The organism is Bradyrhizobium sp. LMTR 3, assembly GCF_001693485.1.
Taxonomy (GTDB): domain Bacteria; phylum Pseudomonadota; class Alphaproteobacteria; order Rhizobiales; family Xanthobacteraceae; genus Bradyrhizobium.
This window is the reverse complement of the sequence record NZ_MAXC01000043.1, coordinates 369,818-392,158: the sequence shown is the minus strand read 5'-3', so window position 1 is coordinate 392,158 and position 22,341 is coordinate 369,818. Positions and strand designations below refer to the sequence as shown.

At 64.4% G+C, this 22,341-nt stretch carries 27 protein-coding genes; 13 read left to right on the top strand and 14 right to left on the bottom strand.

Annotation, left to right across the window (positions count from 1 at the left end):
• Positions 1-126 precede the first annotated feature (126 nt).
• Genes LMTR3_RS25405 through LMTR3_RS25395 form a run of 3 tightly spaced genes read left to right on the top strand, consistent with a single transcriptional unit; the run spans position 127 to position 2,782 of the window.
• Positions 127-1,170: a FecCD family ABC transporter permease gene (locus LMTR3_RS25405; RefSeq protein ID WP_065747703.1), complete on the top strand. Its 1,044-nt coding sequence runs from the start codon at positions 127-129 to the stop codon at positions 1,168-1,170.
• The gene (locus LMTR3_RS25400; protein ID WP_065747702.1) at positions 1,167-1,949 is read left to right on the top strand and encodes an ABC transporter ATP-binding protein; all 783 of its coding nucleotides are present in this window, start codon (positions 1,167-1,169) and stop codon (positions 1,947-1,949) included. Before LMTR3_RS25405 ends, LMTR3_RS25400 begins: the two co-directional genes overlap by 4 nt.
• Positions 1,949-2,782, top strand: coding sequence for an ABC transporter substrate-binding protein (locus LMTR3_RS25395; protein WP_065747701.1), 834 nt, complete (start codon positions 1,949-1,951; stop codon positions 2,780-2,782). The genes LMTR3_RS25400 and LMTR3_RS25395 overlap by 1 nt, the downstream gene beginning before the upstream one ends.
• Before the next feature lie 114 nt (positions 2,783-2,896).
• On the opposite strand, the gene LMTR3_RS25390 is transcribed toward LMTR3_RS25395, so the two are convergent.
• The 10 genes from LMTR3_RS25390 to soxC all read right to left on the bottom strand — a co-directional run bounded on the left by LMTR3_RS25390 (position 2,897) and on the right by soxC (position 10,674).
• Positions 2,897-3,937, bottom strand: a complete 1,041-nt coding sequence (locus tag LMTR3_RS25390; RefSeq protein WP_065747700.1) for an MBL fold metallo-hydrolase — start codon at positions 3,935-3,937, stop codon at positions 2,897-2,899.
• A gap of 107 nt (positions 3,938-4,044) precedes the next feature.
• Complete coding sequence (locus tag LMTR3_RS25385; RefSeq protein ID WP_065747699.1) at positions 4,045-4,506, bottom strand: DsrE family protein; 462 nt, start codon at positions 4,504-4,506, stop codon at positions 4,045-4,047.
• Positions 4,503-6,251, bottom strand: coding sequence for a thiosulfohydrolase SoxB (gene soxB, locus LMTR3_RS25380; protein WP_065747698.1), 1,749 nt, complete (start codon positions 6,249-6,251; stop codon positions 4,503-4,505). Before soxB ends, LMTR3_RS25385 begins: the two co-directional genes overlap by 4 nt.
• A gap of 84 nt (positions 6,252-6,335) precedes the next feature.
• Positions 6,336-6,641: a hypothetical protein gene (locus LMTR3_RS25375; protein WP_065747870.1), complete on the bottom strand. Its 306-nt coding sequence runs from the start codon at positions 6,639-6,641 to the stop codon at positions 6,336-6,338.
• An 8-nt stretch (positions 6,642-6,649) separates the two neighbouring features.
• A complete protein-coding gene (soxA, locus tag LMTR3_RS25370; protein WP_065747697.1) occupies positions 6,650-7,516 on the bottom strand; it encodes a sulfur oxidation c-type cytochrome SoxA in 867 nt (288 codons plus the stop codon).
• Positions 7,513-7,824, bottom strand: a complete 312-nt coding sequence (gene soxZ, locus LMTR3_RS25365; protein ID WP_065747696.1) for a thiosulfate oxidation carrier complex protein SoxZ — start codon at positions 7,822-7,824, stop codon at positions 7,513-7,515. Before soxZ ends, soxA begins: the two co-directional genes overlap by 4 nt.
• Before the next feature lie 20 nt (positions 7,825-7,844).
• Positions 7,845-8,339: a thiosulfate oxidation carrier protein SoxY gene (gene soxY, locus LMTR3_RS25360; RefSeq protein ID WP_065747695.1), complete on the bottom strand. Its 495-nt coding sequence runs from the start codon at positions 8,337-8,339 to the stop codon at positions 7,845-7,847.
• 43 nt (positions 8,340-8,382) lie between these two features.
• Entirely contained in the window at positions 8,383-8,703 is a 321-nt protein-coding gene (gene soxX, locus LMTR3_RS25355; RefSeq protein WP_065747869.1) for a sulfur oxidation c-type cytochrome SoxX, read from the bottom strand.
• Between the two features lie 59 nt (positions 8,704-8,762).
• Positions 8,763-9,434 carry a c-type cytochrome gene (locus LMTR3_RS25350; protein ID WP_065747694.1) on the bottom strand — a complete coding sequence of 224 codons (672 nt, stop codon included), beginning with the start codon at positions 9,432-9,434 and terminating at the stop codon, positions 8,763-8,765.
• Complete coding sequence (gene soxC / locus LMTR3_RS25345; protein WP_065747693.1) at positions 9,418-10,674, bottom strand: sulfite dehydrogenase; 1,257 nt, start codon at positions 10,672-10,674, stop codon at positions 9,418-9,420. The genes LMTR3_RS25350 and soxC overlap by 17 nt, the downstream gene beginning before the upstream one ends.
• Positions 10,675-10,935: 261 nt before the next feature.
• Between soxC and LMTR3_RS25340 the strand changes: the two genes are divergently transcribed.
• Both LMTR3_RS25340 and LMTR3_RS25335 read left to right on the top strand, forming a co-directional pair.
• Positions 10,936-11,280, top strand: a complete 345-nt coding sequence (locus LMTR3_RS25340) for an ArsR/SmtB family transcription factor (protein WP_065747692.1) — start codon at positions 10,936-10,938, stop codon at positions 11,278-11,280.
• A 35-nt stretch (positions 11,281-11,315) separates the two neighbouring features.
• Positions 11,316-12,002: a DUF938 domain-containing protein gene (locus LMTR3_RS25335; RefSeq protein ID WP_065747691.1), complete on the top strand. Its 687-nt coding sequence runs from the start codon at positions 11,316-11,318 to the stop codon at positions 12,000-12,002.
• 14 nt (positions 12,003-12,016) lie between these two features.
• On the opposite strand, the gene LMTR3_RS25330 is transcribed toward LMTR3_RS25335, so the two are convergent.
• Entirely contained in the window at positions 12,017-12,886 is an 870-nt protein-coding gene (locus LMTR3_RS25330) for a protein-L-isoaspartate O-methyltransferase family protein (protein WP_065747690.1), read from the bottom strand.
• 90 nt (positions 12,887-12,976) lie between these two features.
• On the opposite strand from LMTR3_RS25330, the gene LMTR3_RS25325 reads away from it, so the two are divergent.
• The 4 genes from LMTR3_RS25325 (at position 12,977) to LMTR3_RS25310 (ending at position 16,623) form a co-directional block, all read left to right on the top strand.
• Complete coding sequence (locus tag LMTR3_RS25325) at positions 12,977-13,468, top strand: type II toxin-antitoxin system HicB family antitoxin (RefSeq protein ID WP_065747689.1); 492 nt, start codon at positions 12,977-12,979, stop codon at positions 13,466-13,468.
• A gap of 134 nt (positions 13,469-13,602) precedes the next feature.
• Positions 13,603-14,847, top strand: coding sequence for an MFS transporter (locus LMTR3_RS25320; protein WP_065747688.1), 1,245 nt, complete (start codon positions 13,603-13,605; stop codon positions 14,845-14,847).
• Positions 14,848-14,861: 14 nt separating this feature from the next.
• A complete protein-coding gene (locus LMTR3_RS25315) occupies positions 14,862-15,221 on the top strand; it encodes a nuclear transport factor 2 family protein (protein ID WP_065747687.1) in 360 nt (119 codons plus the stop codon).
• A 169-nt stretch (positions 15,222-15,390) separates the two neighbouring features.
• Entirely contained in the window at positions 15,391-16,623 is a 1,233-nt protein-coding gene (locus LMTR3_RS25310) for an MFS transporter (protein WP_065747868.1), read from the top strand.
• Here the strand turns inward: LMTR3_RS25310 and LMTR3_RS25305 are convergent.
• Positions 16,586-17,062 carry a helix-turn-helix domain-containing protein gene (locus LMTR3_RS25305; RefSeq protein ID WP_065747686.1) on the bottom strand — a complete coding sequence of 159 codons (477 nt, stop codon included), beginning with the start codon at positions 17,060-17,062 and terminating at the stop codon, positions 16,586-16,588. The genes LMTR3_RS25310 and LMTR3_RS25305 overlap by 38 nt on opposite strands.
• Positions 17,063-17,156: 94 nt before the next feature.
• Here LMTR3_RS25305 and LMTR3_RS25300 point away from each other — a divergent pair, with 94 nt between their 5' ends.
• Together LMTR3_RS25300 and LMTR3_RS25295 are read left to right on the top strand one after the other, a co-directional pair.
• Positions 17,157-18,020, top strand: a complete 864-nt coding sequence (locus LMTR3_RS25300; RefSeq protein ID WP_065747685.1) for a class I SAM-dependent methyltransferase — start codon at positions 17,157-17,159, stop codon at positions 18,018-18,020.
• On the top strand, positions 18,013-18,513 hold the full coding sequence (locus tag LMTR3_RS25295) for a DUF2938 domain-containing protein (RefSeq protein ID WP_065747684.1): 501 nt from the start codon (positions 18,013-18,015) through the stop codon (positions 18,511-18,513). Before LMTR3_RS25300 ends, LMTR3_RS25295 begins: the two co-directional genes overlap by 8 nt.
• Before the next feature lie 11 nt (positions 18,514-18,524).
• Here the strand turns inward: LMTR3_RS25295 and LMTR3_RS25290 are convergent, their stop codons facing one another.
• Positions 18,525-19,019 (bottom strand): VOC family protein, encoded by a 495-nt coding sequence (locus LMTR3_RS25290; protein WP_065747683.1) that lies wholly within the window; start codon positions 19,017-19,019, stop codon positions 18,525-18,527.
• Positions 19,020-19,175: 156 nt separating this feature from the next.
• Complete coding sequence (locus tag LMTR3_RS25285; RefSeq protein WP_065747682.1) at positions 19,176-19,721, bottom strand: carboxymuconolactone decarboxylase family protein; 546 nt, start codon at positions 19,719-19,721, stop codon at positions 19,176-19,178.
• Positions 19,722-19,884: 163 nt separating this feature from the next.
• Between LMTR3_RS25285 and LMTR3_RS25280 the strand changes: the two genes are divergently transcribed.
• Together LMTR3_RS25280 and LMTR3_RS25275 are read left to right on the top strand one after the other, a co-directional pair.
• Positions 19,885-21,069, top strand: a complete 1,185-nt coding sequence (locus tag LMTR3_RS25280; protein WP_065747867.1) for an acyl-CoA dehydrogenase family protein — start codon at positions 19,885-19,887, stop codon at positions 21,067-21,069.
• Positions 21,070-21,169: 100 nt separating this feature from the next.
• Positions 21,170-22,309, top strand: a complete 1,140-nt coding sequence (locus LMTR3_RS25275) for an acyl-CoA dehydrogenase family protein (RefSeq protein WP_065747681.1) — start codon at positions 21,170-21,172, stop codon at positions 22,307-22,309.
• The last annotated feature ends 32 nt before the right edge of the window (positions 22,310-22,341 follow it).

Genomic DNA, 22,341 nt, shown 5'->3' with positions numbered 1-22,341 from the left:
CAAAGTCCGAGTCAATGCGCCCGGGGCGTCCGGCGATCCTCACTGGACGAGTGCGCTATTTTTGCCGCATGAGCTCGCCTGCCCGCCGCCTGTACCGGGGCGGGTAAACCTGCTTTAGGACGATCGATGAGTGTTGAGGCCGTAACCCTGACCAATGAGGAAGCCGCGCGCCGGCGGATCGGCACGACGGCAGCGCTTGCTGCCCTCGTTGTGCTCTTGATGCTGATCTCGCTCGGCATCGGTCCGGTGCGGTTGTCGCCGCTTGCGGTGGCGGAAGCGCTGTTCGGCGGCGGCAGCGAGATATCGCAGGTGATCGTGCGGGAGATCCGCCTGCCGCGCACGCTGCTGGCGCTGGCGATCGGCGCCATTCTCGGGCTGTCGGGCGCGTCGCTGCAGGGCTTGCTCCGCAATCCGCTGGCCTCGCCCTCGCTGTTCGGCGCGCCGCAATCGGCCGCCTTCGGCGCGGTGTTGGTGATTGCGCTCGGGCTGGCCGACGTGCGGTCCTATGCGCTGCCGGTCGCGGCGATTATCGCGGCATTCGCATCGGTGTTCGTGCTGCTCTCGATCGCCGGCCGCAATGCCGGGCTGTTGATCCTCATTCTGTCGGGACTGGCGATTTCGAGCTTTGCGGGCGCTGCCACCGCCCTGGTGATGAACCTCTCCAGCAATCCATTCCTGGTGCTGGAGATCGCATTCTGGCTGCTCGGCTCGCTGGAGGACCGCAGCTTTCAGCATGTGATGCTGGCGTTTCCCTTCATCATTGCCGGCGCGCTGATGCTGCTCAGCCAGCGCCATGCCTTTCGCGCGCTCAGTCTCGGCGAGGAAACCGCGCAGAGTCTCGGCGTCGATGTGGGACGTCTGCGGCTGTTCGTGATTTCGGGAGTCGCGCTCGGTGTCGGCGGCGCGGTCGCGGTTACCGGCACCATCGGTTTCATCGGCCTGGTCGCGCCGCATCTGATGCGGCCCCTGATCGGCCACGATCCCGGGCGTCTGTTGGTGCCGAGCGCGCTCACGGGCTCGGCGCTGCTGCTGGCGGCTGATATCGCGGTGCGCATCATTCCCTCGACATCAGACATCAAGGTCGGCGTGCTGACCTCGATCATCGGCGTACCGTTCTTCCTCTATCTGATTATGCGCGAACGCCGCGCGCTCGGCGGAGGCGTCGCATGAGCGACGCGGCGCTACTGACCGCAAAGGGGATCGGCGTGCGGCTCGCCGGCCGCGTCGTGCTGAAGGACGTTTCGCTGGCGCTGTCGGCGAGACACCTGGTGGCGCTGGTCGGCCCGAACGGCGCCGGCAAGACGACGCTGTTGCGAGCGCTGGCCGGGCTAATCCCCTCCGAAGGCGAGATCGCGGTCGGCGGCGATGCGCTGGCCTCGCTGCCGCTGCGCGAGCGCGCCAAACGCTTCGGTTATCTGCCGCAAGGGCATCTCGTGCATTGGCCGCTGCCGGCGCGCGATATCGTGGCGCTCGGCCGCTACCCGCATGGTGCAACCGATCCGGCGCGGCTGTCGCCGAAGGACGCGGAGGCCGTGCTGCGCGCGATGCAGGCGGTCGACGTGATGGAGTTCAGCGATCGCCGCGTCACGGAGTTGTCCGGCGGCGAGCGCAGCCGCGTGGCGTTGGCGCGTGCGCTGGCGGTCGAGGCTCCGATCATCCTGGCCGACGAGCCGACCGCCTCGCTCGATCCGCGGCACCAGATCGACGTCATGAAGAACTTGCGCGCGACCGCCGACACGGGCGTGCTGGTCATCGTGGTGACGCACGATCTCGGGCTTGCTGCGCGGTTTGCCGACCATGTGCTGGTGCTGAAGGAAGGCAATCTGGTGTCGTGGGGCACGCCGAGCGAGGGGCTATCGGAGCAGGTGATGGCGGACGTGTTTCGGATCAGCGCCTACCGCGCGGAATATCAGCGCGAGGCGGTCATCGTGCCCTGGGCGGACATCTGATGCGACGGTTCGGCGTTCTTGTCGCGATCGCCGCGTTGGCGATGTCAGGCGGCGCGCTATTCGCGGCCAGCCCTCCGCGCATGGTGTCGATGAATGTCTGCAGCGATCAGTTGCTGCTGACGCTGGCCGACCCCGAGCAGATTTTGGGCCTCAGCCGCTTCGCGCGCGACGGCTGGCAATCGCAGGCGGGCGACATCAGCCGCTATCCGGTATTATCAGGCGCGGCCGAGGACGTGCTCTTGCTCAAGCCGGACCTGGTCATCGCCAGCGCGTTTGACAAGCGCTCGACGCGCGAGCTGCTGAAGGCGAAGGGTCTTCATCTTGCCGAGCTCGCCGTGCCGCGAAACCTCGACGAAGCCCGCGCGCAGATCCGCGAGGTCGGCGACATGACCGGGCACCCCGATCGCGCGGCCGCCGAAATCGCGCGGCTCGACGCCGCGCTGGCGCGCGCCCGCGTTGCCGCCGCCGCGCGGCATTATCGCGTGCTGCCGCTGTCGCGGCGCGGCTGGGTGGCGGGCAGCGACAGCTTTCTCGGTTCGCTGCTGAGCGAAGTCGGGCTGCGCAGCGCCGCCGGCGATCTCGGCTTTGCCTTCGGCGGATTCGCCTCGCTGGAGGCGCTCGTGTCCTTGAGGCCCGACTTCATCGTGGTTTCGCAAGCCGGCGATTATGCGCGAGACGACGGCCAGGCGTTTCTGGTCCATCCGGCGCTGGAGCGCTTCTATCCGCCGGAGCGGCGCATCGTGATTCCGGAGCGGCTGACCGAATGCGGCGGCGTGATGCTGGCCGATGCGCTCGATGCGCTGACGGCGGAGTTGAAGCGGGTGGGGCGGTAGAGATCGTTGTAGGGTGGGCAAAGCGAAGCGTGCCCACCATCCAGAGCCGATATGTTGATAGATGGTGGGCACGGCGCTGCGCGCCTTTGCCCACCCTACGGCCGCTCCGAGCTACTACTCGTGCACCACCGGCCCGCCGACCTTCTTCCACGCGTCCAGCCCGCCTTCGATATGCGCGGTGTTGGCCAGCCCCGCGTTCTTCGCCGCGGCCACCGCCATCGCCGAGCGTTCGCCGAACGCGCAGAAGAATACGACCCGGCGACCGGTCGCGGCGGCGACTTCGCGCAGCATGCCGCCGGGCTTGAGGCTCTCGGCGATGCCGGGGTAGGGCGCATGCAGCGCGCCCGAGATGGTGCCATGCTTGGCGCGCTCGCTGGTTTCGCGCAAATCCACCAGCAGGATATCAGGCCGGCCAAGGCTCGCAATCGCGTCGCGCGCACAGAGTGCGAGTCCCTGCTTGGCAAGCTCCTCCTGGTGCAGGCCGACATGCATGTTGGCGGGCACCGCGACGTCCATCATCTTGGGGTTCGGCAGCTTCAGGTTCGCCATCAGCTCGATATATTCGTCGACGCTGCGTACCTGCAGCCGCGGATTATAGCGGCGCTCCTCGCCGATGGTGGAAACCGTGTCGCCCTTGTAGTCATGGGCGGGGAATACCAGCGTCTCGTCCGGCAGTTTCAGAAGCCGGTTGAAGATCGATTCATATTGCGCCCGGGAAGAGCCGTTCTGGAAATCGGTGCGGCCGGTGCCGCGGATCAACAGCGTGTCGCCGGTGAAGACGCGGTCGCCCATCAAATAACTATAGGAATCGTCGGTGTGGCCGGGCGTGTACATGACATCCAGGCACAGCCCCTCGATCGTCACCTTGTCGCCGTCGGCGACGCGCATCGAGACCACGTCGGCCTTGCTCTGCTCGCCCATGATGGTGATGCACTGGGTGCGGTCGCGCAATTCGCCGAGACCGGTGACGTGGTCGGCATGCAGATGGGTGTCGACCGCCTTCACCAGCCGCAGATCGAGCTCGCGCAGAAGCTGGCAGTAGCGGTCGGCCTTTTCCAGCACGGGATCGAGGATCAACGCCTCGCCGCCGGCGCGGCTCGCCAGCAGATAACTGTAGGTGCCGGACACGCTGTCGAAGAGTTGACGAAAGATCATGGCTACACGTCCGCGTTAACTCAGGTTGAATCAGGGCCGGACGTAGCTCCAGCCCGCTCCTGCAATCCCATCAACTCTACCATACCTGACGGCGACGGCGGAGGCGGTCACGGCCGCACCAGCGTGTACCCGTTCTCCGTCAGAAACAGGATCTGCGCGACGCCGACCTGCACCGGCGTTGCCGCGGCGATGAACTCCGGCCGTTTGCCGTGCTCGCGTTCGAGCGTATCGACGGTATTGAGGCAGACGTCGAAACGCGCGCCCTGCGCGACCAGGCTCTCGACCATCTTACGGTTGGGGTTTTCCGGGCGCAGCAGGTCGATGCCGGGGCCGAACGCGACGACCTCGATCGCGACCTTGTCGGGGTCGTAATGCTTCATCAGGTTGTTGGCGACGCTGAGCACGAGGCCCTGCTTGCGTGGATCGTTGTCGGAGAGCTGCAGCACGATTTTGTGTTCGGCGAACGGCTTGTCCTGGAGCGGTGCCTGCTGGGCGCGGGCGTGTGGCGCGGCGGTCATGATCAGAAGCGCCACGGCGGTCGCGCGAAGCATGGTCGAAAAGCCCGTCATGCCTGTTCCGCAATGCCCGGATTGCCTTCAACGCCTTTCAGCGTCACGCCCGGCGTCGAGCGGTTCGGCGGTTTGCCCGACTTCAGATGCCTTGCGACCACATCCCAGACCGGTGCGCCGGTCTGCTCGTTGACCGAGGCCCAGCCCGCCACCCTGTAGTGCTTGTCGGCTTCCAGCGCGCGGCCGTTGTCGAGCTTGAGCTCGGAAATCCGTCCGCCCACGGTTTCGGTCGGCGTGCAGGTGTAGGCGAGCCCGCCGACGCGGACCATGTCGCCGCCCTGCTGGTAATAGGGGTCGGTGTTGAAGAGATTGTCGCAGATGTCTTCCAGTACGTCCTTGATCTGGCCGCCGGTCATGGTCTGGACATAGGTTTCCGGATAGGTGACGGCGGTCTGCGCCATCACGTCCTCCATCGTCAGCGGTTGGCCGGCCAGCGCCGTGGTGCCCCAGCGAAAACCCGGCGACAGCGCGATCTCGGCATTCAGTTCGCCGAGCAGCGCGTCGCAGATCAGTTGATCCATGCTGCCGCTGAAATTGCCGCGGCGATACAGCAGGCGGTCGGCCACACCGACCTTCTCGCTGAGCACAACTGCCTGCGGCTCGCGGATCTCGTCGATCAGCGCCTGCATCGCCGGGTCGGGCTTCAGCAATTCGGAAAACACCGGCAGCAGCCGGTAGCGCACATCCTTGATTTTGCCCTTGCCGATGTCGAGATCGAGCACCGCCAGAAACTTGCCGTTCGAGCCGGCATTGGTGACGAGCGTGGTGCCGCCTGCGTTGGTGACGGCAATCGGCTGCGGCACGGCGTCATGGGTATGGCCGCCGAGAATGACGTCGATGCCGGTGACGCGGCTGGCGAGCTTGAGATCGACATCCATGCCGTTGTGCGAGAGCAGAATGACGGCGTCGACCTTGTCGGTGTTACGGTGCGTATCGACGAGTTTCTGCAACTCCTCGTCGCGGATGCCGAACTTCCAGTCCGGCGTAAAGCGCTTCGGATGGGCGATCGGCACGTAGGGGAACGCCTGTCCGATCACGGCAACGCGATAGCCACCGATTTCCTTGATGATGGACGGCTTGAACACGCGCCCCGATGCCGGGTCGAACGCCTTGGCGTCGTTGAAGGCGGCTTCCTCGGTGAGGAAGACGTTCTGCGCCAGGAACTCGCCCTTGAAGCGTTCGAGGTTCGCGCGTAGCGCCTTCTCGCCATAGGTGAATTCCCAATGGCCCGTCATCGCCTCGATGCCGAGCAGGTTGGCGGCCTCCACCATGTCGACGCCACGCATGGTATTGGCGAGACCGGTGCCCTGCCAGAGATCGCCGCCGTCGAGCAGCAGCGAGCGGCCGGAGCCGGCTTCGCTCCGCATGCGATCGATCAACGTCTTCAGATGCGCGAAGCCGCCGAGCTTGCCGAACCGGCCGGCGGCCTTCTCGAACTCGACGCAGGTGAAAGCATAGGCATCGGCACTGTCGGGGCGGATGCCGAAGCGATCGAGAAAGGCCCGTCCGACCAGATGCGGCGGGTTGCCCTGCATCGGTCCAACGCCGAGATTGACGCTAGGCTCGCGGAAGAACACCGGCCGAAGCTGCGCGTGCGTATCCGTGATGTGCAGGATACGTGCATTGCCGAACCGCTCGAGGTCGTAAACGCCTGCGTTATCGGCGCCGCGCGCTAGCCGTGGCAGGCTGCCGGACAGGGTGGCAGCGCCCGCTAGCGTCAGAAAATCGCGGCGGCGGATGGTCATGCGGGTCTCCGCGCGTCGTGGTGGCGCTTATCTCTTGAGCATGATCTCGTCGGAAAACCGGATTCCACTTTTCCGGATCATGCTCTAGCGTATTTCCAAATCCTTCCAGCGGGTCTTCTCGCTGGTGGCCTGGAAGATCGAAGCCTTGGCCAGCGCCTCCGCTTCCTTGGCCGACGCGGTGGCCTTGTCGAAATCACCGGCGTCCGCTGCCTTCTTCGCCGCCGTCAGCGTGTTCGCCGTGGTGGTCCATTGGTTGCGTAGCTTGCCGGCCTCCTTGTTGGCGGCTTCAGCCGCGGCGTAGGCCGCCTTGAATTCGTCCTCGGAGCCCGCGGCGAGCGCGGGCACAGCACCCGCGGCAAATAGCGCCAGAACTAATGCGGATTTCTGCATCAAGTTCCTCATGGCCGCGCTCCCGGACCTGAAATCGGCAGTCCGTTGCTGACATAGGACAGGTAATATTCGACGTTGCGATATTCGTCGTCCTGCGGGCCGAGCGGCACGGCGCGGATCTGGCTGTTGCAGGTGGTGAAGCGACGGCTGGTGGTGCCCATGCCGCTCCATTCCGAGCGGTAGATCGGCATTGCGTTGACGATGCCAAGCGCGGGCGCCAGGATTTCGGCGCGGATGCGCTCGCCCGGGCTCTGCACATGGCAGGTGGCGCAGGAGAAGTTGAGCTGCCCGCGCCGGGTGTAGAAATATTCCTTGCCGTTTTCGTAAGCCGCGAGCGCGCGCGGATCGTTCGGGATCTTGATGTCCATCGGCTTGCCGCGCGAGGTGAAGGCCATGTAGGCGGTCAGCGCCGCCATTTCGTCCTTCACATAGGAGAACGGCGGTTCGCCATTGGCCTCGCGGCAGCGATTCAAGGCCAATTCAAGCGTGATGACCTTGCCTTCCTTCTCGTCGAAGTAAGGGTAGTTCTGGCGGATGCCGATGCCACCGTTCGGGAAGCAGTCGGCATAGGTCTTGCCGTTCTTGAAAGGCTTGGAGAACATCTCCTTGCCCATTTCGAGCGAGAACTCGTAGGGCGGGAACTGTTCCTTGTCCTGCCACTGCCGATAAAGGTCCTCGTTCATCGAATAGGGGCCGTTGACGAAGTCCTCGAACTTTACCTTGGGAAATTTGTCTCTGAAGAACTTCTGGAACGCCTTGGCGTCGGCGACGGGATCGATCTTGTCGTCGGCTGCCAACAGCGGCGCGCCCGTCAGCGTCAGCGCGGCCAGCGCAATCGCGGCGGATGCCAGAAAGATCGCGGATCGCAGCTTCATTGGATTTTCGCCGTGGTGGTGTCGGTCGCGCCCTTGTTGTCGACCCAACTGATCTTCAGTTCGTCACCCTTCTTGGCGCCCTTGAATGCGAACTTGACATAGGGATCCTTGGAGATGCCGCCGCCCCAGTCGGCCGTGAACACGTTCTTGCCGTCATGCTCGAAGGTGAGTTGCTGGATGAAGTGCGCTGGAATGATCTCGCCCTTGGCGTTCTTGACGAAGCCGGAATCCATCGGGTGCTGGATCAGCGCCTGCACCTCGGTAATGTCGCCGTTCGAAGAAGCGCGCACGCGAATGGTGGATGCCATGTGAGTTCTCCCTCGATGCCTTAACCGCCGCAGCCGCCGACGGTTACTTTGACTTCCTTGGAGGCGCTGTAGAGCTTGCCGCCGGCTTCCACCAGCACGGTCACGTTACTGGTCTTGGCCATCTTGATACGGTTGGCGACGTTCGGCAGCGTGCCGGCCGGAACGTTGTACTTTGCGATCAGCACGTTCGGATTCTCGCTGACGAGAAATGCGATCGAGGTTACGTCGGCAAGCGTCGTAGAGACCGAAACCGGCACCACGGCGCCGTTCTCGGCTATTTCAGGCGCGTCCATCCGCACTTTGTCCGAGGGCTCAGCGGTCTTGCCGTAGAGCGTCTTAATGACGTCGGCGTCGCTCTTCTGCTTGAATGCCTCTTCCGGATATTTGTCGTTGGCCGCGGCGAGCGCCGGCGTCAGGCCAAAGGGAAGATTGCCGAGGCCGATGAGTGCGACCGCGCCTGCCCCCTGCAGGATCAGCCGCCGCGTGGCCAAAAACCCAACATCAATCTTGTTCATCGAAAATCTCCTAAAGCGTGCGTCAGCACGTCTCAAACTTGCGTCACAGCGTCTGCAGGAAATCCACCACCGCGTCGATTTCCTTCTCGGTCAGAATCCGGTTCCGTCCGAAGGGCGGCATCACGGTGAGCGGATTGCGCAGGGTCTCGTCGTTGAGGATGGCGACGAGATCCTCGCGCTTCGGATATTTGCTCTTGATGTCGACCAATTCGGGCCCGATCGTGCCGGGAAGGTTGCCGCCCTTGATGACATGGCAGGTCAGGCAATTGCCCTTGCTGCGGTCGAAGGCCAGCTTGCGGCCTTCATCCACCGCGGACTGCGCCTGCGCGGCGCCCGGGGACGCCAGAGCGACGAGCAGCGCCAACGCCGGAAGCTTTGCGGATTTCGTCGGGAAATGATCGGTCACAGGCGTTTCCGTAATTTCTACTTCTGTTGCATCGTGTCGAGCGGCCCGGTCGTGCGCGGCGTCAGATTCCTGCCCTCGGCCGTCGACGATATCCTGACATCGGCGGCGTTAGCGCAATCGTTCATGCAGGGCTTGGTCATCGTATCGGGGCGCGGATCGGTCCAGATGAAATTGTCGCGATTGCGCATTTTGACTTTCGGCAAACTGTTGCGATCGGCAACGAATTCATTGGGAACGAGGTCATTCAAGTTCAGAATATAGGCGGTCAAAGCATAAACGTCATCCGCTGACAATGTGTGAGGCGCCTGCATCGGCATCGCGCGGTTAATATAGTCCCATAGGGTCGGGGCGAACGGCCAGTAGCTGCCGACCGTCGGCTCCGGGCGCTCGTCCCGGAGCGATCCGACGCCGCCCACCAGCTTCGGAAACCGGCCTTCGCCTTCGCCGAAGGTTCCATGGCACGCCGCGCATTGCTCGGCGTAGACGTCGGCGCCGCGGTCGACCGTGCCCTTGCCCGGCGGCAGACCTGCGCCGTCCTCGCCGCGTGCGTCGATATCCCATCCGGCGATCTGCGCCGGCGTCGCCACGCTGCCGTAGCCGAACGAGCCGGGCTCGGCCGCGCCCGCGAGGCTTCCGGCCGCCAGCAGGACGGCGACGATCGGCAGGCAAATCTTACGCGAGCTGTACATTGAAGACGCTTCCGTCGGGCTTGACCTGCCAAGTCTGGATCGAATTGTTGTGGTAGACCGAGTTTGAGCCGCGCTGTGCGCGCAGTTGTGCAATTGTCGGCTGCACATAGCCGGTCTCGTCGATAACGCGGGATGCGACCAGCGCGGGCCGGCCGTCCCAGCGCCAGGGCAGGGTGAATTTCGTCAGCGCCTTCGACAGCACCGGCTCGTGCAGCCGGGCGCTCTGCCAGTTGACGCCGCCGTCCATGGTGACATCGACGCGCTTGACCTTGCCGTTGCCGGTCCAGGCCAGTCCCCGGATTTCATAGAGGCCGGGCCCATCGAGCGGCTTCTCGGGGCAGGGAAAGGTGACGACCGATTTGGCGTCGATCAGCCAGGTGAAGCCGCGCGAGGTGCCGTCCGGCATCAGGTCGGTATATTTCGAGGTCTCCTCGCGGGTGTGCCACGGCTTCTCGCCGAGCTTGATGCGGCGTAGCCACTTGATGTTGACGTTGCCTTCCCAGCCCGGCACCACCAGCCGCAGCGGGTAGCCCTGTTCGGGCCGCAGCGCCTCGCCGTTCTGCGCATAGACCACGAGGCAATCGTCGAGACATTTGTCCAGCGGCAGGCTGCGGTTCATATGCGCGCCGTCGGCGCCTTCGACCATCGCCCACTTCGCCTGATTTTTGATGCCGGTTTCCTCCAGAAGCGTCGACAGTTTGACCCCGGTCCATTCCGCACAACTGACCATGCCGTGGCTGAACTGCAGCGAATTCATCTGCGCGGCGCGCCAGTTCATGCCGCCATTGGCCGGGCATTCGATGAAATGGATGCGCGACACGGACGGGAAGCGCATGATGTCCTTCATGGTGAGAAGCAGCGGACGCTCGACCAGCCCGTGGATCATGAGCTTGTGCTGCGCCGGATCGACATCGGGCCGTCCCGCATGGTGGCGCTCGAAGAACAATCCGTTCGGCGTGATGATGCCGTGCAGATCCTGCAGTGGAGAAAAGCTCACTGACGATTCCGCGCTCGCGGTCAACCAGGGCACGTTGCGGCGGATGACGGAGGCTTCGGTATCGGCGGGGCGGCCATAGGGCCGGTCGACCACGCCGGCGCCGATCGATTGCGACCAGGGCGCGTCTGCGGGGGGAGACTCCTGCGCGGGGTGCGCCATGGCCTGTTTGCCGCCAACGGCGAGGCTGCCGGTCAGGACTGCGCCGAGGCCAAGGAAGCGGCGAAGGAAGCGGCGGCGGCCCATCGGGGTATCCGGGGCGGCAGGATCAGAGAGAACAGCTTTGCTGCGTAACGGGTCTGGCCGCACGTTTTCTTCCCCTCGCGGCCGCATCGCCGCATCTTTTCTTGCTTTTTTGAACCGGTATCCACATTTGCTAATTTAGTCAATGCTAAAGAAAGGCCGGCGAGCTAGTATGGTATGTGCTTCGCAGGCGCGGAAAACGATAACGGATTTGCAGTGATGAGAGCAGCCGCCCCGGCAGCCCAGGAAACTGAACAAGAGACTATGCAAGAAGCCGCCTTCGCCCCGGGTGCCGACGACGCGGCAGCGCTGAAGAAGCTGGCGAAGCAGGCCGGTGACGCCGCGCAGCTCCTGAAAATGCTCGCCAATGAAAAGCGTCTGCTGATCCTCTGCTTTCTTGCCGTGCGCGGAGAGATGACGGTGGGCGAACTGGTAGCTGTCGTGAATCTCAGTCAGTCCGCACTGTCGCAGCATCTGGCGAAATTGCGCGCCGATGGGCTGGTGGAATTCCGCCGGACCTCGCAGACGCTGCATTATCGCGTCGCCGACCGGCGTACACTGCGTCTGCTTGGGGCGTTGAAGGAGATATTCTGCGGCGATCTGAAGTGACGCTGTGCCACTGATTTTTTCGGGACCGAACTGCGATGGCTGAGCATGTGGGGGAATTCGGCAAGGATGGCCGGCCGGTCGAGCCCGACGGCCGGCTCGACGCGGCGGCATTCCACCGCAACCACGAACCGATCTGGGCGGCGCTGCAAAAACTCCTCGCCGGCAACTCCGGTGACGCGCTGGAGGCCGGCAGCGGCACCGGCCAGCATGTGGTGCATTTCGCAAAGCACACGCCCGACATCACCTGGTGGCCGAGCGATCTCAATGAACGACATCTCAGGAGCATCGAAGCGTGGCGCACGCATGCCGGTCTGCCGAACATTCGTTCGCCGCTGCGGGTCAATCTCGCCGACCCGGCGTGGTGCCCGGCGATGCATGACGGCAGTGGGCCGGGCAAACTGCTGGCAGTGTTCTGCGCCAACGTGATCCACATCGCGCCTTGGCGCGTCGCCGAGGGCTTGTTCGCCGGCGCTGCGCGCTATCTCCGTGGTGACGGGCGGCTGTTTCTCTATGGCCCGTTCAAGCGCGAAGGCAAGCACACCGCGATGAGCAACGCTGTGTTCGACACCAGCCTTCGCGAGCAGGACGCCGAATGGGGCGTGCGCGATATCGCCGACCTCGAGAAGCTCGCCGCAAGCGTAGGCCTCACGCTGGTCGAAACCGACCAGATGCCCGCCAACAACATGATTCTGACGTTTCGGCGATTGCACGGCACAGCGTAGGCGCTCTCCGCACGTCAATGATAGGCGAGGCACCACCCCGGTCCGCGAAGCCAGCAGCGCTCGTCGGGAATGTCCTGATCGCGGTACAGCCGTGTGACCTTTCGCCAGCCACCGCGGGTAAAGGCTTCGGCAAGCGCTCGTTCGGACGCCTCGTCGCGGCTGCCGGCGCAGGGAAAGATCGCAACGGGCGAGATCCAGTATGCAAGATAGTCCGCGCCTCTTCGCTCAATTCGGAACACCGCGCCGGCGCTCGCCGTGCGGTCCGGCGCGATACCGCCAAATCCCTCATCCGATGTTATCGGCATGATCAGGCGGCCGCCATCGGCGAGCTCGTCGAGCCAGCGTGTGGCAGGCCGCGTGCAGCCGGCATTGACATAGATGACGTCGGCGGCATCGAACGGCACCTGCGTGCCGTCGCCCTCGATCACGGCGACATTTGCGTATGGAGCGAGGTTGGCTTTGGCTCGCGCGGCGAGAGCCCCGTCATACTCGATTCCCGTCACCCGTCCCGACGGCCCGACGAGATGCGCCAGGATCGCGGTGTAATAGCCGGTGCCCGTTCCAACATGCACCACGTGTTCGCCTGCGGCGGGTGAGGCCTGGTGAATGAGATGGGCGTGCAACGACGGTTGCCCGTTGTTGAGGCCACGCTCGGGCACCAGCGCGACCAGATCGTCGGTATAGAGATAGAGGGGATCGGCGTCGGGTGTCGAAACATAATCACGGCGCCAGCGCCGCACGAGCCACGGACCGGGGCCCAGAAAATCCTCGCGGGGAATGGCCGCAAACGCTTGCGTGACGCGCACATCGAGCACGTTGGCAGCGGCAAGGATCTGCTTGGCGTAGGCCGCACGGATGATGCGGAGTTCGGCTTGCGCGTCCATTTTGCCTCTCCTCCTGATCATGTTAACGTTGATGTGTGATTTGACACAACGTCGTGTGTTAAATAGCATAACCACCATGGGGAGGCCAGAGTGAAGAGGCGGCTCTATCCTGCAGTGCTGGAACGCGGTCCGCGCGCAGCCCTCGGCGCGTGGTTTCCGGATTTTCCGGGTTGCGTCGCCGGCGGGCGATCGCAAGAAGAGGCGATCGAGAAAGCGGAGGCCGCGCTGGCGCGCGCGGTGGACGAAATGGCGGAGCAGGGCAGGTCGCTACCGGAGCCAACGCCGATCGACCAGATCGCGCTGCCCAGGGGTGCTGACGTCGTCGCTTACTTCATTGTCGGGGTCGATCCGCCCGATCCGTCCGAACGCGTGAACGTCTATCTGCCGAAGAGCCTGATTACGCGGATCGACAAGCGCGCCACGGAGCTTGGCATGAGCCGTTCCAGCTTCTTCGGCTTCGCTGCCGCGATTGCACTTGATTGGAGGGGCTTTCCGCATGCCGGCCTTGGGGATCCTCGCTCGAAGGTCCACAAGACGGGCGCGGTGCAAGCCGGCAAACGAGCAGGCAAGAAGCGGTCGTGATACGACAGTTGCTTGCGCCCCTCGCATAGCGCGCGCCCGTTTGCGTCGGTTGATCGGGCCGCCCCGTGTCTTCATAGTGCCGCGGAATCAATCAATGCGGCTCCCGGCCCGGGGCCTGCCGGGCGGGAATGCCGATGCTGGATACGACAGCCACCGAAGAGATATCAAACGATGCACGCGCGCGCGCCAACGTGCTGCGGCTCGCCGCGGCGCAGGCGCTGACCGGCGCCAATTCGGCGGTGATTTTCGCCACCGGCTCGATCGTCGGCGCGACGCTGGCGCCTGATATCTCGCTCGCCACCGTGCCGCTGTCGATGTACGTGCTGGGGCTCGCCGCCGGCACGCTGCCGACGGGTGCGATCTCGCGCGCCTATGGCCGCCGTGTTGCTTTCATCATTGGTACCTTCTGCGGAATCCTCACCGGTGCACTTGCTGCCGCCGCCGTTCTCTACGGCTCGTTCTGGCTGTTCTGCTTCGCGACTTTTCTCGGCGGCCTCTACGGCGCAGTCGCGCAATCCTATCGCTTTGCCGCCGCTGACGGCGCCAGCACAGCGTTCCGGCCGAAAGCCGTGTCCTGGGTGATGGCCGGCGGCGTGTTCGCCGGCGTGCTCGGTCCGCAGCTCGTGCAGTGGACCATGGATATCTGGCCGCCTTATCTGTTTGCGTTCAGCTTCGTGGTGCAGGCGTTCGTCGCGCTGGTGGCGACGGCGGTGCTGTGGGGCGTCGACGCGCCGAAGCTGGCACCGTCGGACATGCATGGCGGGCGGCCGCTGTTCGAGATTGCACGGCAACCGCGCTTCATTGCCGCGGCGCTGTGCGGCGTGATTGCTTACCCCATGATGAATCTCGTCATGACTTCTGCGCCGCTCGCCATGAAGATGTGCGGGCTCACGGTGAGCGATTCCAATTTCGGCATCCAGTGGCACATCGTGGCGATGTACGGCCCGAGCTTCTTCACGGGCTCGCTGATCGCGCGTTTCGGGGCGCCCACCATTGTTGCGCTCGGTCTGCTGCTGGAAGCTGCCGCGGCGGGAATCGGCCTTTCCGGCATCACCGCGCTGCATTTCTGGGCGACGCTGATCGTGCTCGGCGTCGGCTGGAACTTTGCCTTTATCGGCGCCTCGGCATTGGTGCTGGAGACGCACCGGCCGCAGGAGCGCAACAAGGTGCAGGCGTTCAACGATTTCCTGATCTTCGGGATGATGGCGCTGGGTTCTTTCTCGTCCGGCCAGTTGCTGGCGCATTACGGCTGGTCGATGGTAAACATGGTGGTGTTCCCGCCGGTGCTGCTCGGCCTTGCAGTGCTGTCGTTTGCATCATTTGCCAAGCGTCGCGCGAAGCTGCAGGCGGTCGACCAGATTCCCGATCCGAGCGTCTAATTACCGGAGGTCCCATGCCGTCGCGCGCCCGTCTCGATGAATTCATCGCCGCCGTCGTCTCCGGCGATCATGCCGGCGCGATCGAGCGCTTCTACACCGAGGACGCCAGCATGCAGGAGAACGCCGCCCCGCCACGGGTCGGCCGCGACGTGCTGGTGGCGCATGAGCGCGCGGTGTTGGAGCGGGTCAAAAGCGTGACCTCGACCTGCGTGACCTCGATCGTCGAGGGCGATCAGGTCGCGATCCACTGGGTGTTCGAGTTTGTGTTCCAGTCCGGCAAGACCGGCCGGTTCGACGAAGTCGCGCTGCAGGAGTGGCGCGGCGACAAGGTTTGGCGCGAGCGGTTCTTCTACGATCCGTCGAAGCCCGCCTAGTTGCCATCTGCTGACATTTCGGCCGGCGCCGAAGCAATTTTCGCGGCGACCTGCTACTATCACCGTCATGGCCGGGCTTGTCCCGGCCATCCACGTCTTTAGTTCCTTGAAGCGTGAAGGGCGTGGATGCGCGGGGCAAGCCCGCGCGGTGAGCAAGAAGCAAGAAAAAGTGGACGCATCCAATTTCACCGCGATCGACGAGACCTCCATCCGCTATGACGGCTGGCGCATCGTCGTCGTGTGTTTCCTGCTGGCAACCTTCGGCTGGGGGCTCGGCTTCTACGGCCAGAGCGTCTATGTCGCGGAGCTGCAGCGGCTTCACGGCTGGCCGGCGTCGTTGATTTCGTCCGGCACCACGTTCTTCTATCTGTTCGGCGCAGCCCTGGTCGCCTTCGTCAGCGAAGCCATCAAGGCGTTCGGCCCGCGCAACTGCCTGATCGCAGGCACGTTGGCGATGGCCGCGGCGGCCGTCTCGATCGGTCAGGTGCGCGAGCCCTGGCAGCTTTACCTTGCGAACGCCGTGCTGGCGTTCGGCTGGGCCGGAACCAGCCTCGGCATCATCACCAATACGCTCGGCCTCTGGTTCGACAGAAAGCGGGGCATGGCGATCAGCCTGGCGCTGAATGGCGCGAGCTTTGGCGGGATCGTCGGCGTGCCGCTGCTGGTGACCGCGATCGGCTATTTCGGCTTCTCTGGCGCGATGATGGCGTCGGCCGTCGTAATGGTTGCGTTGATGGTGCCGGTGATCCTGCTGCTGGTCGGACGGCCGCCGCTTCACCTGAGTGCGGGCGGGTTAGAGGCTGCCGATGCGCCGTCGCCTACGCAAATTCGCGCACGCGCCTTTCGCGACATCGGCTTTCTCTCTGTGTCGTCGGCGTTCGCACTGGTGCTGTTCGCGCAGGTCGGCTTCATCGTCCACCTGATCGCGTTTCTGGATTCGGTGATCGGGCGGCAGCGCGCGGCGATTGCGGTGGCGCTGTTGACGGCGATGGCGGTGGTCGGTCGTGTGCTGTTCTCCTTCGTGATCGACCGGATGAACCAGCGGCTGGCGTCCTCGCTTTCGTTCGTCAGCCAGGCGGTGGCGCTGCTCATTGTCATCAATGTGCATAATGATTACGTGCTGATCGCAGCCTGCGCGCTGTTCGGCTTTTCGGTCGGCAACCTCATCACGCTGCCGGCCCTGATCGTGCAGCGCGAATTCGATCCGCGTTCGTTCGGCGTACTGGTCAGTTTGATCACGGCGATCAACCAGATCACGTATGCGTTCGGTCCCGGCGTGGTGGGATTGTTGCGGGATCTGTCGGGTAGTTACGTGCTGCCGTTCTACGGGTGCATCGGAGTCGAGCTGACGGCGGCGGTGCTGATCATGATCCGCGGGCGCGGCCCTGCTCGCGTCCGGTAGCGGCAAACGATTTGCGCGGCGGCCGCCGCGCCTTCCTTTCGCCAATAGCGCCTGACGCCGCGGCCCGCAGCAGGCGGCGGAAGGTGGGACACTCCATGTGGCTCGGGGCGGGGCAGGCGGCGGCGTGGCGCAGGCCGTCGCGCATGGCGTTGAGCTTGCGGATCGTCCGCTCCAGCTCCTCGGCCTTGGCCGCCAGCATCCGCCGGTCGATGCGCGGCCGGCCGTCGGGTGCGAACATCCTGGCGATCTCGTCGAGCGAGAAGCCGGCGGCACGCCCGAGCGCGATCAGCGCCAGCCGGTCCAACACGGCCGGATCGAACAGCCGGCGAAGGCCCCGCCGTCCGTGAGAGGCGATCAGCCCCTTCTCCTCGTAGAAGCGCAGGGTCGAGGCGCGAACGCCCGACAATCGAGCCGCCTCCGCGATGTCGATGTCCCTCATGGCCCTTGACCTCAAGTTGACTTGAACTGGCAGGGTGCAGCCATCCGCGCCCATTTGGCAAGCCAGGAAGCAGCTCTAACAAAAGGAAGAGATCATGAATGTCGCGCAGCAGCCAGATGACGAGCAGGCAAGACTATGGAACGGCCCCGCCGCACGTGGTTGGGTCGAGGCACGGGACGTGCTCGAGGAGATGTTCAAGCCCTTCGAGGATTTGCTGGTCCAGGTGGTGTCCGAAGCCGCAGCGAGCTGCGTGCTCGACGTCGGCTGCGGCACGGGTTCCACGACGCTCGCCGTCGCCCGGGCACTCGGCACCAAGGGATCCTGCACCGGCATCGACCTCTCGGAACCGATGATCGCCGTGGCACGCGCCCGAGCGGCGCGGGACGGCCAGCCTGCAAGTTTCATCTGCGCCGACGCCCAAACACACGCCTTCGCGCCCGCAAGTTTCGACATGATCATTTCGCGCCTCGGCGTCATGTTCTTTGCCGACCCCGTGCAGGCGTTCGCCAATCTGCGCCAGGCGGCACGGCCTGATGCGAGGCTGCGCTGCATCGCCTGGCGGGGTGCGGCGGAAAATCCATTCATGACGACGGCCGAGCAGGCGGCAAAGCCGCTGCTGCCCGACCTTCCCGCGCGTCGACCCGAAGGGCCGGGGCAGTTCGCCTTCGCCGACCAGCGCCGGACCGAGACCATTTTGGAGGCGAGTGGCTGGACAGCGATCGACATCCGGCCGATCGATATCGTCTGCAGCTTTCAAAAGACGGAACTCGCCCGCTACGTCGGCTGGCTTGGACCGGTCGGCCTGTTCCTTCAGGGGGCGGATGAAGGCACCCGTGCACGGGTGATCGAAGCCGTCAGCACCGCCTTCGAGCCCTATATACGCGGGCCAGCGGTCTCCTTCACCGCGGCGTGCTGGATGGTGGCTGCGCAGGCTCCAACGGAGGCCATGCGTGAGTGAAGCGGCAGATTATCTGACATCAGCGGTGCTGATCGGGGCAGGTGCAACCGTCGTGATGGACATCTGGACGATGATCCGGCAGCGGCTGCTTGGCATTCCGTCGCTGGACTATGGTCTGGTGGGCCGCTGGCTCGGCCACCTTGCACGCGGGCGCCTGCACCACGACCGGATTGCGGCGTCGCCGCCGCTGCGGGGCGAGCGACTGATCGGCTGGTCGGCGCATTACCTGATCGGGATTGTGTTTGCCGGCGTGCTGCTTGCGTTCTTCGGCCTCGATTGGGCGCGCGATCCGACGATCGGCCCGGCACTCTTGGTCGGGATCGGCAGCGTGGCCGCGCCGTTCCTGGTGATGCAGCCCGCCATGGGTTTCGGCATTGCCGCGAGCCGCACGCCGCATCCGGCAGCCGCCCGACTGCACAGTCTCGTCACGCATGCGGTGTTTGGCGGCGGTCTCTATGCCGGCGGCTGGCTTACGCACCTGGTGCTACGGTGAATCGCATTGGCCTACGCTTCCCGCTGTCGCAGCAAATCCTCCAGATCCAGCCGCTTGGTGAACATCGCGAGCGAGCCGTCGGGTGCGCGGGGCCATTCTTCTTTCGGCCGGTCGCGATAGAGTTCGACGCCGTTCTGATCGGGATCGCGCAAATAGAGCGCCTCGCTGACGCCGTGGTCGCTGGCGCCGTCCAGTTCGATGCCGGCCTGGATCACGCGGTACAGCGCATCCGCCAGCGCCGGGCGGGTGGGATAGAGAATGGCGGTGTGAAACAGGCCGGTGGTGCCTGGCGGCGGCGGATGGCCGCCTTTGCTTTCCCAGGTGTTGAGGCCGATGTGATGGTGATATCCGCCGGCCGAAATGAATGCCGCGCCAGAACCCATCCGCTGCATCACCTCGAAGCCGAGCACGCCGCAATAGAAGCCGAGCGCGCGTTCGAGGTCGGCGACCTTGAGATGGACATGCCCGATCCGCGTGCCGGCGACGATGGGTGGGGATTGGGGCATGTTGTGACTCCGTTTGGAAGCTGGTGTGCCCCGGATGCTGCGCAGCGCGTTCGGGATCGCGCTTCGTGCGACTCCGGCGGTGCGCTGCTAAGCCGGGGCCTATGTGCACCGCATGCGCGCTGCACCGCGTCGGGGACACGTAGGCGCGGATATTCATCACGCAAGATCGGACACTTCTCCATCGGGCAGCCCGAACTCAAACGTGTTCAGCGTCATCGATACCATCGTGTAGTAGCCGCACAACCCGATCACCTCGACAATCCCGCGTTCGGTGAGCACTTTTACCGCTTCGTCATACAGCGCTTGCGACACGCCGTGGCCCTCATGCAGCGACTTGGCGAGATCATAGATCATCTGGCCCTTCGGATCATCGAAGACGGGCGTGCGACGGTCGCGGATGTCCTCGATGATTTTCGGGTCTATGCCGCCCTTCAGCGCCAGGCGCTTGTGCGCATACCATTCGTAATGCGACGTCCAGTGCCGCGCGGTGACGAGAATGGCAATTTCGGAAAGCTTTGCCGGAAAGATCGTGTTGAAACGAAGCTGCTCGCCAAGCCGCGTGGCGTGCCGCGCCATCTCCGGACTGTTGAGCCAGGCCATCATCGGCGCCGGCGGGGCGCCGCGCTTGCCGGCAATGGCCTCGTCGTAGGTTTCTTTCTGGTCGGCGCTCATTTCGCCAGGCGAAAGCAACTTCAGCCGCATGCCGGTTTCCTCTTGTTTTTCAATCGTTATCGCCTAGCGCATACACCCGATCGGGCAGCGTGACCACCGCCAGAGCGGCATGGGCTGATGTCAGACATATATTGAATTCCGCAACGCGAGGGCTAAGGTCGCTTCCAAACATTCCCACATGGAAACGCCTGACATGTCCGATCTGGAAACGTTCCGCCGTGAAACCCGCGCCTGGCTGGAGGCCAATTGTCCGCCGGAAATGCGACGGCCGATGACCTCCGAAAGCGATACCTACTGGGGCGGCCGCAACGCCAAATTCTCCTCCGAGCCGCAGCGCGTCTGGTTTGAGCGGATGCGCGACAGGGGCTGGACCGTGCCGGATTGGCCGAAGGAATATGGTGGCGGAGGGCTGGAGCCCGCCGAGCACAAGGTGCTCCGTGAAGAAATGGCGGCGATGGGCGCGCGCTCGCCGCTCTCGAGCTTCGGCATCTGGATGCTTGGGCCGGCGTTGCTGAAATACGGCACCGAGGCGCAGAAGAAAGAGCACCTGCCAAAGATTGCTGCCGGTCTTATCCGCTGGTGCCAGGGTTATTCCGAGCCGAATGCCGGCTCGGACCTCGCCTCGCTGCAAACCCGCGCCGAGAGCGACGGCGACGATTACATCATCAACGGCCAGAAGATCTGGACGTCGTATGCGAACTACGCCGACTGGATTTTCTGTCTGGTGCGCACCGATCCTACCGCGAAGAAGCATGACGGCATCAGCTTCATCCTGTTCGACATGGCCTCGAAGGGCGTGTCGACCAAGCCCATTCTTCTGATCTCCGGCTACTCGCCGTTCTGCGAGACCTTCTTCGACAATGTGCGGGTGCCGAAATCGCATGTGGTGGGCCAGGTCAACCGCGGCTGGGATGTTGCAAAATATCTGCTGCAGCATGAGCGCGCGATGATCTCGGGCACGGGAGAGCGCGGCATTGGCCGTCCGCTCGGGCAGGTCGCCGCCGACTCTGTCGGTAGCGATGATTTCGGCCGGCTCGACGACGCCATCCTGCGCGGCCAGATCGCGGCGTTCGACATCGACGAGGCGGCGTTTGCGGCGGTGGCCGAACGCGCCGTTGATCTGGCGAAAGCTGGGCAGTCGCATCCGGCGTTCTCCTCGGCGATGAAATATTACGGCACCGAGCTCAACAAGCGCCGCCACGAGATCCTGATGTCGGCCGGCGGCATCGATGCGCTGGAATGGGAAAGCGAGCGCTCCAGAGGCGGCGCCCGCCCGCGCGCCTGGCTGCGCACCAAGGCCAACTCGATCGAGGGCGGCACCAGCGAGGTGATGCTCGGCATCGTCGCCAAGCGCATCCTCGATCTGCCGGGGGCGTGAGTTTCGCTTACCGTCGTTCCGGGTTCGATGCTTTCGCATCGCCCCGGAATGACGACCTCAAACAATGCACATTCGATAGTTTCTGAAACGGAATTCCTCAATGCCCCTCGTCCTCACCGAAGAACAGTCCATGCTGCGCGACAGCGCGCGCGGCCTCATCAGCGACAAGGCGCCGGTGTCGCATCTGCGTCACCTGCGCGACAGCAAGGACGAAACGGGCTTTTCCCGCGACCTCTGGAAGGCGTTTGCCGAGATGGGTTTTTCCGGGTTGCTGGTGCCGGAGAATTTCGGCGGCAGCGGGCTCGGCTGCGTCGAGGCCGGCGTGGTGATGGAGGAAATCGGCCGCACTTTGATGCCGTCGCCGTTCCTGTCGACTGCGGTGCTGGCGGCGTCGGCGCTGTCGCGCGGTGGAAGTGACGCGCAAAAGTCCGCGCACCTGCCGAAGATTGCCGACGGATCGCTTCTGGCGGCGCTCGCGATCGATGAAGGCGCAAAACATCGCCCGCTGCAGATCAATTTGCAGGCGGTGCGCTCCGGCAACGGCTTCAAGCTGAACGGCGCCAAGTCGCTCGTGGTCGACGGCCACACCGCCGATCTCCTGATCGTCGCGGCACGTACCGGCGGCGCGGCCGGCGAACGCGATGGGCTGACGCTGTTCCTGGTCGATCCCAAGGCCAAGGGAATTGCGATCGAACGCACGGTGATGGTCGATGCACATAACGCGGCACGGATCGAATTCAGCAATGTCGAGGTCAATGCCGATCAGGTGCTCGGCGAGGTCGACCAGGGCGGCGCGTTATTGGAGGGCGTGCTCAATATCGGCCGCGGCGCGGTAGCTTCCGAAATGGTGGGCTTAAGCGAAGAGGTGTTCGGCCGCACTGTCACGTATCTGAAGGAGCGCAAGCAGTTCGGCAAATTGATCGGGGAATTCCAGGCGCTGCAGCACCGCGCCTCCCAGCTCTATATCGATATCGAGATCACCCGCGCCGCGGTGCTGAAGGCGTTGCAGGCCCTGGACGGCGATTTCGAGCACGCCGGCGCGGCAGTCGCGGTCGCCAAGGCACGCGCCGGCACCACGGCGACGCTTGCGGTGCAAGAGGGCGTGCAGATGCACGGCGGTATGGGCATGACCGACCAGTTCGACATCGGCTTCTTCATGAAGCGCGCCCGTGTCTGCCAGGAATTGTTCGGCGACAGCAACCACCACGCCGATCAGTTGGCGCGGATGAAGGGGTATTGATCGCCATTTCGGGGGCGGTGCGCGGCGCCCCG